Raw genomic sequence first — 13,998 nt, 5'->3', positions numbered from 1 at the left:
GTCCACTGTTCCCTGTTCCCTGTTCCCTGTTCCCGACAACTGCCGCGAAGTCTATTAAATCAGATAGGGATCCGTTTAGGAATTGTGATAATTTTTGTTCCCTGTTCCCTGTTCCCTGTTCCCTGTTCCCTGTTCCCTGTTCCCTGTTCCCTTTGCTATACTGAACAGGAGCAAAAGGATAGTTCCGACTAATCCCAGATGGGATGGAGAGATAAAAAACGCGCTATTAGAAAAAATAATTAAATTAACACCAATCGATATCGGAATAGAAGTGCTCAGTAATCCTAGAGCAAATTCCGTATCAAATGTCGGGTGAGTACGCCGATATTGCTCTTGGTCGAGCATATTAATCTGGGAAGCATACAACAACGGCCACAAACTGCATCCGCTTTGGGGTAAAACTACAGCTAGTAACGTTTCTGCCAATGTATCTGGTTTAAACAAAATCAGTACTCCTGCACTAAACCAGAATCCTGCTGCTGAGCGGACGAGTAAAATTAGTAAAATTTCCCGTAATTTCAAGGTTTTAGGCTTCAGAGAAATCCCTACAAAAAACAGAATCAGGGGAGTAGTGCAAGCCGCTAACCGTTGCAGGGCCTGCAAAACTATTTCTGGGATAAGTGTGTTACCTAGATTTAATGCTCCTATCAACAAACCCAGTAACAACGCCAAATTTGCTGGTTCTTGGATCAGAGTCAGTCCAATAGTTTTGAATTTGCTGAGATTGATGTGGGAAGTATCAACACTGCGTTGGTGTAGATAGATCGCTAAAGCATAAAGACCGATTAGCACAAAACATTTATTCCCCACATCTACCAACCCGGCTAGAGCTAGTCCTTGCTCACCTAAAAATTCCTGAGTAAACGGATAAACTGTTAAACCAGGAGCTAAAGACGCAAACATCAATATCAACGAGCGGGCTTTGGCTTTTTCTTTGCGAGGAATCACCAAACCTGTCAATAACCATCCAATTCCTAACAAGAAGACATTGATAGCAAGTCCGAATGCCGGTAGCGACAGTAAACCTTGACCGATATCAATTTTGATCGTGGATAGGAATAGAGCGGCAGGAAGTAAGGCATTGATAATTAACGTTTTAATAGCACCAACTGCTACAGGTTTTTGAAATTTCCCTCTCAGGGCATAACCAACAGCAATGAAAAGCACCAGGGGGATGACTTTATCAATCGCCAAAGTCCTCAACCTCGACCGGATTCAACAGTTTCTTGACGCAGCAGTACCAATTCTCGATGCAAATCGTCGTAAAATCCCTGACGAGCTCTTACTGCCATTGCCACCCCTTGCCTAACTTGCCAAAGGGTTTGGGGAGAATTAGCGATCTGCTCAATCACATCTAAAATTTCCTCAGCATGGTCTTGATCACAGTCGCAGTGAACGGCAAAGAATTCTTGTCCTTTGGTGGAAATACCCAGTTTTTTCAGACCTGCTAAAATCAGTTGGTTTTCATAGGGTAGGATAGATTCCGTGAAAGCCAGTATCCCCAATCCAAAGGCAGCGGGGTATTGGAAGCAAGCAGTGGTGTAGATTTGCAGGAAGCGTTGGGTTCCTGGTAATAATTCTTGTGATGACTTTGGTAGAGGTATCGACTCACCTGGTGCGATCGCGTAGCGTGACAGTAGGTCCATCGCTGATAATTCTTCAAATAACTGCTGCCACATTTGAGGATGGGGTTTGCTATGACCAGATTTCCCCGATAATCCGTGTTCTTCATAGAGATTCTTTAATAAAGGGATTCGGGTTTGGGGTGTAGGTAGCTTAGAAGCAACAGCAGTGAGCCAATTGGGGAAACACCAACTAATCAGATAACGCTGCTTGAGCCAAGTTTCTAGATTACGACTTACGCTAGTTTCCCTGATTAAAGAGGATAATCGGGGATGATCAGCAACTAAGACTCCTAATTTTTCCTCAGTAGTGGCTAAATCCTCTAGGTGAGTGTGCCTTAACGGTGGATTTTGGAAACTCAGCAACCAGGGATGCTGGAGTAGAGCATGATTTCGGGCATAATCGGGAATTTGCTGGGGAGATCCCAGACTTTGGATGGTAGCGATGGAAAAGCTGTTGGGTGATTCGGCTTGGGTGGGTCTATCTAACTGCTGCCAGACCTGTAGAGTCCGCATATATTCTAGAAAGTCTTGCATGACCTAAGTTCACTAGTAGTAATAGTGTTTTTACAGTTTTCTACAATGAAAGCTTAGGCCCAACAGGAAGAAGTTAGCAGATCAAGGAGCAGTGGGCAGATTTCATGACGGTCAAGTCAGATCAACGGTTTTACTATACCGATAAAGCACGGATAAATATGGCGTTGCTGATTCTTGGAAAGAATGCGCAAACGTCTGATTTAGGTCAAGCCCCCGTGGGTCCCCCAACTTTGGGGGACTTTCAAAGTCTTGTTCCCCCCAAAATTGGGGGGCTAGGGGGGCAAAACGATACCCAGCCCCCCTACCCATGGATTGTGTGCGTAAGTCCTGAAATAAAGGAATTAAAAGCACACTGGTTTACAGCGATGACTTAACCATGCAGCATTCTGTTTCCCCTGTTTGCCTTGTCCTTCTTATGGTTCCCTTTTTTCCTACCTACCTAGTCAATATCTCTGACAGACTTACGCACAATTGCTTAGCAGCTTGTAGGGTGGGCAAAAACACCTTGGTGGTTTGGAGTAGTCTAGATCATCTAAATTTTGCCCACCACTGCCCACAAGTTCCTTACTAGAGCAATCCTAATTCATACCTTGCGGATTTATCCGTTGCTGGTGGGCAGTGCTTACATTGACGCTAGGCTTGCGGTACAGTACTTGCTGATGCACTGCCCACCCTACATCTGCGCTTTTCTTACCTTGCGGATTTATCCGTTGCTGGTGGGCAGTGCTTACATTGACGCTAGGCTTGCGGTACAGTACTTGCTGATGCACTGCCCACCCTACATCTGCGCTTTTCTTACCTTGCTGATTTATCTGTTGCTGGTGGGCAGTGCTTACATTGACGCTAGGCTTGCGGTACAGTACTTGCTGATGCACTGCCCACCCTAAATCTACAACCACCCGTTCATCTACAGCGCACTCATAAGAACGAATTACCACCTCTGATTAAGGTTCAATTTTCGATTTCCGTCTCTTAATACATCTTGGTGGCACTCACGATACTTGATAAAATCTCATCTTCAGGGGATGTTTTCAGTCGCTGATCTACAACAAAGCCCTTTGGCATACCGTCTGGTTGGCTAATAAGATCATTCATGCTGGGATTGGTCCAATGTGTGATTAATGGTGCCCCGTTGGGACACCGCTGAGAACTACCGTCGCGGATGTGAAACCGATTTATATGATACTTCACCCTGCTCATCCGTTAGGCTTATTGTCATGACTTCCCCTAGGGTGTAGAATTCTTTTTCTTCAGTGACATCCTTATACTGTTCTGTGTTGTAATTATACGTGATCGCATAAGTTGCTTTTCCTTTTGGGGTCACATAAAGCGAATTGGGATGCATCCATCCTGAGTGTACGATTAATTTTTCTCCTTGTTTTAATGTCCCCTCACAACTCGGGGTGTTTGCTTTACATTCTTGGACGCTAGATGCGTTGGCAGGGGTGGCATACAGAATCATCGCAAACAACACTACCATCATGAACTGCACTAGTTTTTTGGCCATTTCTCTTTTTTCCTCTCTTTTTTTGTCTGTGCATTTAAACACAATATCATCATCTGACCGCAATATTCATAAAGGGAAATTTTTTGCGTGGCATTTTCGGGGTCTGGTTTTGCCCCTCTTGCCCCACAATAATGGGTGAAAAAAACTCTCCTATTCATCCTAAATTGGGTACTTTTTGGGGCAATAAGTTACTTAATACTCGCTTTCTTTCCTTAATTCCGCAACCCCTAATTATTATGGGATTTAGATTGAAGCTGACATTCCTTGTTGACCAGGGTAAACGCATCTAATTTTTTCAATCCTATATTTAGATAGTGTTTTTTAAATTAACTAAACACTATCTGTTGAAAAGCCATTGTCAATAAGCACAATAATGCCTGGTTTATTGAGAACCCCCCCAGGTTTATTGACAAGATGCGTAAACCGCTGACCTTCATACTTTAGCCATTGCTTTATTTGGTCTTCACCGTAACATCTGCTTTGACATCACTTTGCTTGATAATTTGGAGCGGTTTTACCTCTGTCCCGTATTCAAGTCTGAGGGGCTGACCATACTCTATCTCATACTCCTCCTGCTGTTTTTCACCTAACTCGCTGATCGCTATCTTCTATTTTTCGTGTTCCCACTTTCCCTCACTCACCTCTATAGATATTCCTTGTTTCCTTGGTGGGATAATTGTTAATCCGAACGGGGTCAGTTTTTTATTACATTCACTTTGCTTGCGTAGGTCGCAAGTTATATCATTGTACATGTCCGCTTGGGCAGGCAAAGCTATTCCACTTATCGTTACCACCACTACCATGAGGGTAATTACCAGGTAAGATATATATTTTATCATTCCTTTCTGATTCTCTCTTTAGTACTTCGTTTTCAACCATACCACGTACAATCTTTTTATTTCTTTTTATTTCTTTTTTTTATAATTTTTTCCGGTATTTTGTACTTACATCTCCGGCAAACCCTTTTACTCCAATTTGCACTACCACCCATACTAGGGAGCAGGGCTATTTCATTCTAAATTAAAATATTTTATGCATTGATAAGGATACGTCATTTCAGCCTTCGATAATTCAGGTATGGGATGCCTAAAAGCCTCTAAACTCGTTACTTAGATCCAGAATGAAACAGCCCTGCCCCAGAATTGGGGTATTTTAGGGGGCTTTAATAAAACTAGATGGTCGCGCATTCATTCTATAATTCAGCAACGCCCGAAAATAAGGAGGAAACTGGCAAGATGCCAGTTCTACACAAGATGCCAGTTCCACGGAATATGCCCATTCCAGAAAACTCTTAAAATCATTCCATTCCACGAGCAACGCGATTCATTTTGCCATTGGTCAATTTTGGTTTGGGCTCCATTGAAAGCGGCACATCTCGTGAGAACATCTTGTGCGATTGGCCGTAGGCCACGCCAAAGGCGAACGCATTTGCCCCCTTGATATTTCCTGCCTGATAGTTTTCCACTGCCCTTGCCAAAATTAGTGAGCCTTTACACGCCTATAGCCGATGTCTGGCAGGTCAGACGATGGTGGCATGAGAAAAAACCCCAGATACAAGCGCAAATTCGTTAGTATTGTCTCATTATATTCTTGTATGCTTCTATACCTAACTGCTCTTCTAATTCTGATCCAATTCCTGCAAACACCACACTTCCTTCAATTGCGCGGATCGTAGCATAATGCCACTCCGGCGTGATCGAATATTCCTTTTCTTCTCCACGGTGTAGAATATGTCCATCATCTACACGGGTATAACTTTCACCTTCCTTCCACACCTCTACTTGGCTACTTTCTTTGGCTATTATGATCACCTTGACTCTGCCATGGACCCGATTTTTAAGTAACACTTTATCATCACTAAGAACCATCGGACCACAAGCATAATAGGTTGAGCCAAAATCGCAGATATATTCCTGATCTATTGCCCATGCTTTCCTTTCGATTCCCATCGTGAGCATTAGCACTATTACCAGTAGAACCACTAAAGATCGTAAATGACCCATATGTATTTTTTTATCCTTACTTTTTCCCGTCGGGTTCTTTTTACCCCTGTACCATGGTGATCATAAAATCTCACACGGTTTTAGTCTTCATTGCGGGGTTTTTTATCCTGATACAATAGTCTTACAGATCGACATCCCATTGTATCTCAAATATATTACGAATTATTACGAAAAGTCTATTTTCCTTCGTCAGCTCGATTCCATAACTGGGTCTGGATCAAGGGATATAGATTGAAGCAGACATTCCCTGTTGACGTAGTTGGTTAACAAAAGCATTTGCCTTGGCTTCATTTTTGAATGCTCCCATCTGAATTCGAGACCCTTGTGGGAATCGACCCAAAAAAGCACCAGGCACAATTTTCCTGGCTTTAGCTAAACCACTAGAACTCCCGTCGTTGAGTATCACGTAATATTTGATTTTAGTAGATTGAGACGGTGGTGGTGCAGTAGTTTTATGACCGGTAACCACTTGCTGTTTAGGCAATGGTGCGGCAATAGAAACCGGTCGTGAAGCAGGCTGTGAATTGTTTTGAATTTCTTGCTTTGCTCTAGAGCCAATAAGATTGCTGTACAGCGAGTTGCTTTCTTTGAGCTTCTAATGCACGCTTGTTGCTGCCGAGCTTCATTGATGATTCGATTTAACCTCTGACGCCAATGTGCTGGCAAATTGCTGTTGCGGAGCATAGTTCAATACATCAACCCACCGACCCTGTTCTAGTCGCTGGTTTAATCTTATCAAACTTGCGTTCAAAGGATACCCATTCGTTGTGCCATTGGTCAATTTTGGTTTGGGCACCATTGAAAGCGGCACTACTAGGGCTGGCAACTGTTAAGGATTTTCTCCAATAATGTTGCACTATCTACAAAGATGTGTTAGACTTTAAACATAGATTCAGTTTCATTAGAGATACTTTGCGACTTACATTAAAGCCGAAAACCAAGGGTTTAAGGGTTGCGTTTTTTGTAAATAGTGGAATCAAATTTATGCGCTAAGCCGGGCATAGTCCTGGTAAAGCCTTGGGAGATACCCCCTGGCTGGCAAAATCCAGCTTGCATTAGTGAGCCAAAATCTGATTTGTAGATTTTGGTAGCTAAAAAGTATCGGAGAACATCTTGTGCGTACGCATTTGCCCCCAAGATATTTCCTGTTGGTTTTGACGTGGTGGCTAGGCTATTGGTTTTCGACCTCGGGTTTAGGAATCGCTCGGAAGACCGTGGAACGGATGCTTGAAAATATGACTCGGCTTTATGAGCTCTGTGCGCCCAGTGAGCGCATTGAGGCATATTTTCAACGCTGGTGGCGATGGGTGAAAGGTGGGATATCGGCGAAATGGCTGAGGGGATTTCACTCTTGTGTAACCCTTCGGTTGAGCCTAAAGTGTCTTATACCCTGTTCAGGGTCAACCTGGGGGTCTGGGTGAGCTCTCCTTTGATTCAACTCACACCCGTTTCCGGGTACCTCTTTTTCTCTCTGGTGTTTTGTTCGGCCTGATGGGGCTTATGGATAGGTAAGACTTGTTAAACTACGCCTTATCCATGGCCCTTTCCACCGCCTGGGTTGGTGGACCACGCTTCGACCCACCGCCTCGGTTTACCCCTACGAACGTTCGGACGCACTTGTCTTGGTTATCTGCCTCTTCATCGACTTCGGTAAACGCCCGATGCCACCAAGTCGAGCGGTGCCGGTCCCTTATTCACTATGCGGATCTCTGTCCAGAGCCCATTCGCGTAAAGATACCATGGCTCTCCCTTGCTCACCGGTTCTTCTATCCACCTCGGGGGGACCTCTGCTTTCAAGTATCTCACCACTGCGTCCTGCCAGATCTGGTTCTCGGGGACAGTTAACTGCATATGAAAGCACAAAACCTTTCCCGCACTTTGATCCCTTCCTCTCACCGATATCTCATCCTGGGGCGATAGTCGTTCCACACAGAACGGGTCGGTTTTCGTAATAACGCAAGGATCTTTTTTGTTTACCTGATTCTGGGCCATGGCAGATGATGGGGTCCCAAGCATACTGAACGCGCACAGCACCACCACTAGCCAAAGAACGGCATGCCTTTGATGGGGTTTTCGGTGATATTCTCTTTTTTCCCCTCTTAACGGTTGATTTTTTGTCTTCATTTGATGTACCCACTGATGATATTCGTTTATTCGTCGAACGGGGTAGGGTCGTGGTCGCTTACTCAACCCTACCCACCCCTATAATCTACTTTACTGTTCCTTGTTTTTCCAGGCATCATGTTTCCGATACTTTTTAGCTACCAAAATCTACTTTGCAGATTTTAGCCCACTAATGCTAGCTGCTCTCGCAGCCAGGGGGTATCTCCCAAGGCTAAACCCAGACAAAGCCCGGCTTAGCGCATAAATGAAACTCCACTCTGGACAATTAACGTAACTACCAAAACCTTGGTTATCGGCTTTAATTTAAGTTACAAAGTATCTTTAATGGAATTAAATCTATGCTTAAAGTCTAACACATCTTTGTAGATAGTGCAACATTCTTGGAGAAAATCCTTAACAGTTGCCAGCCTTTTCTTCTTTATCCGCACCCTAAATCTAGTCGTCCGTCGCGTACTGGCCTTTAACCAATGCGGGGGATTAAGTAATACAACCGCCTTGAAATATTCGGCTCACCCGAACCATTACATGGCTCCACACCGGAAAATACCTCGCCTACTCCTGAAAAGAACGCCTGGTTACATATACATGTCTATCCCTCGTGGGGACATTTGAAATATAGATTGGGTGATGGGAAAACCTTTTCATACCACAAAAAAAACCCATACCGGTCATAAACACATCATCCACACCTACTAGTCAACGGATTTTTTTCCACGCCATGAACCGGTTATCCTATGGCCAAACTCGTCTAAGTTTCGGTATAATATCACGCCGGTCACTGGGTGCAATGGCTATGCCTTCGAAAGAGTATTTCTAATGACGGGGCGATTCGACCATGGATACACGACCCAACCGGTCTCATGTTTATGCCCGCCGGCGTTGTTCGGACCCTTGCCCTGCGACCAAAGTCACCGTACGCAACCTAATATCGGATCAAAAAAACAAACCTTTTTTATATGCTTATAAGAAGTCTGATCTTGCCGATAATTCTATATAATCCAACGAAAATCTCATTTTTGTTAACGCTACTAGACATATGCAGCCAGCATTAGGCGCGACAAACGCCGACAGTACCAAAAGGCCAGTACGCCCTTTTATCCACAAGTGAGGTTGCACAACAGATGCATTGTCGGAAATCCCTACCTACTTGGTGATGGTGGTACATGAGTTTGGTCGTTTGTGTGCTTCGTCTGTATTTAACTGACTCTATGGCAGGTCAGTCGCCACCCGTTGGATGGGAGTTTCTCTTTCCTCGGCTATTTCGTAAACATCCTCTTTCCAATCAAACCGGGCATGGGCAGAGACGCCAGCAGACCATAGTTCTGGTTTCCCATATGCTGACCCATACTAAATCAACCCATCGAGGGTCACAGGTTTTCCTTGGCCAAAAGGCCACGCTACGCGTTCAACAAAACGATTAAGGTCTATAGATTGAAGCAGACATTCCTTGTTGACGTAGTTGGTTAGCAAAAGCATTTGCCTTGGCTTCGTTTTTGAATGCTCCCATCTGAATTCGAGACCCTTGTGGGAATCGACCCAAAAAAGCACCAGGGACAATTTTCCTGGCTTTTGCTAAACCACTAGAACTCCCGTCGTTGAGTATCACGTAATATTTGATTTTAGTAGATTGAGACGGTGGTGGTGCAGTGGTTATCTTTCGGGTAACCACTGGCTGTTTAGGCAATGGTGTGGCAATAGAAACCGGTCTTGGAGCAGGCTGTGAATTGTTTTGAATACCTTTATTTAAGTCTGGTTGTGACCCAGAAATCGCTTGGTTTGCTCTAGAGCCAATTTGATTCTGTACAGCGAGTTGCTTTCTTTTAGCTTCCACTTGAGCTTGTTGCTGCCTAGCTTCAGCAATGATTCGATTTAACTTCTGACGCCAATAGCCTCCTGATGGCAAATTGCTGTTCTGAGCATAGTTCAACACATCTTGCCACCGACCCTGTTCATAGGCTTGTTGAATCTGATCAAATTTGCGTTCAAAGGATACCCATTCATTATGCCATTGGTCAATTTTGGTTTGGGCACCATTGAAAGCAGCACTACTAGGCAACACATCTTGTGCGATCGCAATTGCCCTCTTGATATCTCCTGCCTGATAGTTTTCCACTGCCCTTGCCAAAATTAGTGAGCCATTATCAACAACCGGTGGTGCTGGTGTTGGCTGACGGGTCTGTGGTGGTGATGGAGCCCTCTTGACGACAGGTGTTGGTTTTGGGGACACTTTTTGCTTAGGAACGTTTCTCTTAGGAACGTTTCTCTTGGGAGCAGTTGCCACCACTGGCTCAACCGTCGATACACAGTCAGTCAAATTTGTAAACACCCACCCGTTAACCGGTGAACTAATTTCTACCCAGCCAGGTTGTCCACTACCAGTTAGAACCAGACTGGTTCCCTGATTCAGCTTACCAACTTTTGACCCGTTCGGCTCGGAGCGCACATTCAACCTACTACCTGTCACCTGGCAATTACCTGGGGCAGCTGGGGCTGGTGGCTCATATACCACCGGAGCTTGACGGCGATTGGGTGTACTCCTATTAGGAATTGGTTGCGCTATTCTAGGTGGTGACCAAGAGCTAGAACGCATCGAGTAGACCATACCAGCTATCGAGGAAGTAACTAGGGCAATGCCAGTGCCAATGATCAGAGACAAATTATCCGATCTATCCGCCTTAGTTGGAGGCAACGGAGAAGGTGCTGGTTTATTTGGAGTAGAACCCCTATCAACATTTGCGTCCCAAGTTTTTTGCTCTGAGAACGGGGTTGGTACTTGCTCCGGTGGGAAGTTTTCTTCAACTGTAGGGATATTGTGAATTGAGTAGTAGGTCGGGGAATTGATGGAGTACGGTTTTGAATTAGTACTCAATTTCTGTAAGTCTCGTAAAACCTGCGATCCCGACTGGTAACGGTCTTTGACTTGATAGCGAACCATTTTAGTAAGGACATTCGCCAATCCTACACTCACAGACACCAGGGATTGCCAGTTTACTTCACCAGTATTGAGGTCTTCGTGAAACTGATCTGGTACCATTCCAGTTAGTGCCTGAATCCCAATAATCCCTAGGGCATAAATATCACTGCTGGGACAGGGCTGACCCAAAGCCTGCTCACTGGACATATAGCCAGGAGTGCCTATTACCACAGTATGGTGAGTTTGTCTATAGGCACTAGCCAGCTCAGTTTGAACTTGCTTAACTGCACCAAAGTCCACCAACACTAACTTTTTATCTGCCGTGCGTCGGATCAGGTTGTCGGGCTTAATATCGCGATGAATCACACCGTGACGGTGGACAAATTCCAAAATACCTAAGACTTCCTGCAATAGCCCAATCACCTGTTTTTCCTGCCATCGGTGACCAGGGGACAACTCTTGGCTCAAGAGATGCCCTTCGATGAACTGTTGCACCAAGTAAAACTCATGGTCTTCTTCAAAGTAGGCAAGTAGCCGAGGAATTTGGTCATGATTTCCCAGCTTTTCAAGGGTTTCAGCTTCCCTACTAAATAGGCGTCGAGCAGTTTCTAAAAATGTCTGAGAGCCATTGGGAGGCTGAAGTTGCTTAACAACACAGCTTGGGTTACCTGGACGCTTCGTGTCCTTGGCTAAATAGGTTTTGCCAAATCCCCCGGAACCGAGGACTTGAGTCACTTGGTAACGCCCGTCCAGTAACTTGCCTAACATAGGATTGATGTGCCTAAGAGTTCACAAAAAGGAAGTTTAAAACTCCGCACCAAGGGGGCGGGGTGCTAACTGTCTCATGTTTAACATACGCTGATCGGTATTATTGACCAGGATTGTGACAATTTATATTCTGATTATCATTCAGCTATCAGTTATCAGCATTCAGCTATCAGTTATCAGCTATCAGTTATCAGCTATCAGTTATCAGTTATCAGCTATCAGCTAGAGGCTATCAGCTAGAGGCTATCAGCTAGAGGCTGAGGGCTGAGGGCTGAGGGCTGAGGGCTGAGGGCTGAGGGCTGAGGGCTGAGGGCTGACCGCTAAAGGCTGACCGCTGACCGCTGACCGCTGACCGCTGAACGCTTACGATTATCGGTATAGTATTAAGAGCGACGGATAGCCTGTGAATAATTGCTGTTTTATTATATGTCTGGTAGAATAACCCCCTTCAAGGGATGTTTGGGAGTTAATTAATGAAACCCTTATTTAAGGATACCCTGGCATGGGAACAAGCTCAAGTGCTGATGCAACCTACGTTTATTCGTATAATAGACCAAATTGGGCGACAGTTGGAGCCAACAAACTGGAAAGTCACCTATAAAAACGTTACTACACCCATACCGGGCTATGAGTTGTGTTTAGCACATCAAGATACTTCAGTTGCCATTAATTTATGGGATTTGTGTTTTCAAGTCTGTTTTCGTGACTATAGACCAACCCAGTCTGAATTAGATACTCAGCCAGTAGAAATTGATCCGATGCTGATTGATCAGGCTGGTGTTGTGGATTGGCAGTGTCTAGATGCTAAAGCCAAACAGCTAGTAGAAGAAGTTGTGGCAGGATTGCCACTGGTAGATAACAATGAAAAATGACCAATTGCTAGATGTCCAGCGCCTGGCTGGGGCAAAGTTTGAGTCGGTGGCTTCACGGATGATTCCAGTAAGCTTTGGCAATGATGGAGCAGAGATTGAAGCAGCCCGTCAGGGAGTTGCCTTAGTTGATTGTTGCCATTGGGGGTTGATAAAAGTATCTGGTGATGACCGACTACGCTATCTACACAATCAAAGCACCAATGACTTCCAAACACGACAGCCAGGCCAAGGCTGTGAGACGGTTTTTGTTACATCTACAGCTCGGACTATCGACCTAGCTACTGCCTATATCTTAGCAGATGCGGTGCTATTGCTAGTTTCTCCAAATTGCCGTCAGCAGATCATGGAGTGGCTGGATCGTTATATCTTTCCCATGGATCGAGTCGCATTGCAGGATGTATCGGATCACCATGCTGTTTTCTCCTTGATGGGACCAGAAAGTAATGCCCTCTTAACAGGGTTGGGTGTGGAGATATCAGCAGAAGATGCTAGTCACCAGCAACTGATGCTCGGGGATAATCAAGTCCGCATCGCTGTAGGGAGTGGCTTAGCAATGCCTGGATATACTCTAATTTGCCCTGCCGAGAATGCTGCCCAGGTTTGGCAAACCTTAACCACAGCAGGAGCAATCCCCATAGGCGATCGCGTTTGGGAACAGTTGCGTATCCAACAGGGACGCCCTGCGCCTGGTCATGAACTGACAGAAGATTACAATCCTCTCGAAGCTGGTTTGTGGCAAACCATTTCCTTCAGCAAAGGCTGTTACATTGGTCAGGAAACCATTGCGCGCTTGAATACCTACAAAGGAGTTAAGCAACGACTATGGGGTATCCGCTTAAGTGCTCCTACTGACCTAGGGAGCGCCATCACCGTAGATGGGGAAAAAGTGGGCAAGCTCACCAGTGTGACCGAAACTGACCAGGGAGTCTTTGGTTTAGCTTATATCCGCACTAAGGCTGGTGGTGCAGGATTGAAAGTTCTGTTAGGGGACATCGAAGGGGAAATTGTCGCTGTACCTGGTTTGAGTCATGATTATTATGAGCCCAGCCCTGAGTAATCCCTACTCCCTACTCCCTACTCCCTACTCCCTACTCCCTAGGACAAGTGACCTGACCCAGTTGAGAACTGCGATAGAATTAAAGACTAAAGCATTCACACTCCTCATTTGAGGACATCCAGTTTATGGCCCTGCCAATTGTTGCAGTTATCGGACGCCCGAATGTGGGGAAATCAACCCTGGTCAATCGTTTGGCAGGAGTGACCGATGCTATTGTCCACAACCAACCAGGAGTAACCCGCGATCGCACTTATCGCCCAGCTTTCTGGCAAGACCGAGACTACCTGGTTGTGGATACTGGCGGCTTGGTCTTTGATGACAATACCGAGTTCTTGCCCTTGATTCGAGAACAGGCAATGGCAGCTTTGGCTGAAGCGAGTGCAGCAGTGTTAGTGGTGGATGGTCAAGCAGGACCGACAGCTGGAGATGAAGCGATCGCGCAATGGTTACGTCAACAACATGTGCCAGTTGTGCTAGCTGTCAATAAATGTGAATCGCCCCAGCAAGGAATTATCCTAGCCTCCCAGTTTTGGGAACTGAATTTAGGAGAACCCTTCCCGGTCTCAGCAATTCATGGCAATGGTACAGGAGAAT

Annotated in this window: 14 protein-coding genes; 5 read left to right on the top strand and 9 right to left on the bottom strand. The window is 45.3% G+C overall.

The annotated features are described in order from the left end of the window. Window positions 1-75 precede the first annotated feature (75 nt). The 8 genes from F6K51_RS26030 to F6K51_RS25995 all read right to left on the bottom strand — a co-directional run bounded on the left by F6K51_RS26030 (window position 76) and on the right by F6K51_RS25995 (window position 7,806). On the bottom strand, window positions 76-1,194 hold the full coding sequence (locus tag F6K51_RS26030) for a hypothetical protein (protein WP_293025585.1): 1,119 nt from the start codon (window positions 1,192-1,194) through the stop codon (window positions 76-78). A gap of 5 nt (window positions 1,195-1,199) precedes the next feature. Next, window positions 1,200-2,159 (bottom strand): iron-containing redox enzyme family protein, encoded by a 960-nt coding sequence (locus tag F6K51_RS26025; protein WP_293025583.1) that lies wholly within the window; start codon window positions 2,157-2,159, stop codon window positions 1,200-1,202. Between the two features lie 578 nt (window positions 2,160-2,737). Then, on the bottom strand, window positions 2,738-3,097 hold the full coding sequence (locus tag F6K51_RS26020; protein ID WP_293025581.1) for a hypothetical protein: 360 nt from the start codon (window positions 3,095-3,097) through the stop codon (window positions 2,738-2,740). Between the two features lie 212 nt (window positions 3,098-3,309). Beyond that, window positions 3,310-3,666 (bottom strand): hypothetical protein, encoded by a 357-nt coding sequence (locus tag F6K51_RS26015; RefSeq protein WP_293025579.1) that lies wholly within the window; start codon window positions 3,664-3,666, stop codon window positions 3,310-3,312. Between the two features lie 1,297 nt (window positions 3,667-4,963). Further along, window positions 4,964-5,143 (bottom strand): hypothetical protein, encoded by a 180-nt coding sequence (locus F6K51_RS26010; RefSeq protein WP_293025577.1) that lies wholly within the window; start codon window positions 5,141-5,143, stop codon window positions 4,964-4,966. A 91-nt stretch (window positions 5,144-5,234) separates the two neighbouring features. Further along, window positions 5,235-5,624, bottom strand: a complete 390-nt coding sequence (locus F6K51_RS26005) for a hypothetical protein (protein WP_293025575.1) — start codon at window positions 5,622-5,624, stop codon at window positions 5,235-5,237. A gap of 262 nt (window positions 5,625-5,886) precedes the next feature. Continuing rightward, window positions 5,887-6,153, bottom strand: coding sequence for an SPOR domain-containing protein (locus F6K51_RS26000; RefSeq protein WP_293025573.1), 267 nt, complete (start codon window positions 6,151-6,153; stop codon window positions 5,887-5,889). 1,419 nt (window positions 6,154-7,572) lie between these two features. Beyond that, a complete protein-coding gene (locus tag F6K51_RS25995; RefSeq protein WP_293025571.1) occupies window positions 7,573-7,806 on the bottom strand; it encodes a hypothetical protein in 234 nt (77 codons plus the stop codon). Window positions 7,807-8,956: 1,150 nt separating this feature from the next. Between F6K51_RS25995 and F6K51_RS25990 the strand changes: the two genes are divergently transcribed. Further along, window positions 8,957-9,214 (top strand): hypothetical protein, encoded by a 258-nt coding sequence (locus F6K51_RS25990; protein WP_293025569.1) that lies wholly within the window; start codon window positions 8,957-8,959, stop codon window positions 9,212-9,214. On the opposite strand, the gene F6K51_RS25985 is transcribed toward F6K51_RS25990, so the two are convergent. Further along, window positions 9,211-11,475: a protein kinase gene (locus F6K51_RS25985; protein ID WP_293025567.1), complete on the bottom strand. Its 2,265-nt coding sequence runs from the start codon at window positions 11,473-11,475 to the stop codon at window positions 9,211-9,213. The genes F6K51_RS25990 and F6K51_RS25985 overlap by 4 nt on opposite strands. 473 nt (window positions 11,476-11,948) lie before the next feature. On the opposite strand from F6K51_RS25985, the gene F6K51_RS25980 reads away from it, so the two are divergent. From F6K51_RS25980 to F6K51_RS25965, 4 genes are all read left to right on the top strand, one after another. Beyond that, window positions 11,949-12,347, top strand: coding sequence for a hypothetical protein (locus F6K51_RS25980; RefSeq protein WP_293025565.1), 399 nt, complete (start codon window positions 11,949-11,951; stop codon window positions 12,345-12,347). Further along, complete coding sequence (locus tag F6K51_RS25975; RefSeq protein WP_293025563.1) at window positions 12,337-13,404, top strand: folate-binding protein; 1,068 nt, start codon at window positions 12,337-12,339, stop codon at window positions 13,402-13,404. Before F6K51_RS25980 ends, F6K51_RS25975 begins: the two co-directional genes overlap by 11 nt. Continuing rightward, entirely contained in the window at window positions 13,385-13,516 is a 132-nt protein-coding gene (locus F6K51_RS25970; RefSeq protein WP_293025561.1) for a hypothetical protein, read from the top strand. Before F6K51_RS25975 ends, F6K51_RS25970 begins: the two co-directional genes overlap by 20 nt. Window positions 13,517-13,529: 13 nt before the next feature. Then, a partial coding sequence (locus tag F6K51_RS25965; RefSeq protein ID WP_293025559.1) for a GTPase occupies window positions 13,530-13,998 on the top strand: 469 nt, incomplete at its 3' end.

Origin of the sequence: Moorena sp. SIO3I8 (assembly GCF_010692325.1) — a bacterium.
Taxonomy (GTDB): Bacteria; Cyanobacteriota; Cyanobacteriia; order Cyanobacteriales; family Coleofasciculaceae; genus Moorena.
The sequence above is the reverse complement of the archived record's forward strand: the minus strand, read 5'-3'. Positions and strand labels throughout refer to the sequence as shown.

Bases quoted from the DNA above. Each gene is read 5' to 3' on its own strand.
- F6K51_RS26005 (WP_293025575.1), bottom strand. From the start codon at position 5,624: ATGCTCACGATGGGAATCGAAAGGAAAGCATGGGCAATAGATCAGGAA.
- F6K51_RS25990 (WP_293025569.1), top strand. From the start codon at position 8,957: ATGAGTTTGGTCGTTTGTGTGCTTCGTCTGTATTTAACTGACTCTATG.
- F6K51_RS25970 (WP_293025561.1), top strand. From the start codon at position 13,385: ATGAGCCCAGCCCTGAGTAATCCCTACTCCCTACTCCCTACTCCCTAC.
- F6K51_RS25975 (WP_293025563.1), top strand. From the start codon at position 12,337: ATGAAAAATGACCAATTGCTAGATGTCCAGCGCCTGGCTGGGGCAAAG.
- F6K51_RS26015 (WP_293025579.1), bottom strand. From the start codon at position 3,666: ATGGCCAAAAAACTAGTGCAGTTCATGATGGTAGTGTTGTTTGCGATG.
- F6K51_RS25985 (WP_293025567.1), bottom strand. From the start codon at position 11,475: ATGTTAGGCAAGTTACTGGACGGGCGTTACCAAGTGACTCAAGTCCTC.
- F6K51_RS26025 (WP_293025583.1), bottom strand. From the start codon at position 2,159: ATGCAAGACTTTCTAGAATATATGCGGACTCTACAGGTCTGGCAGCAG.
- F6K51_RS25980 (WP_293025565.1), top strand. From the start codon at position 11,949: ATGAAACCCTTATTTAAGGATACCCTGGCATGGGAACAAGCTCAAGTG.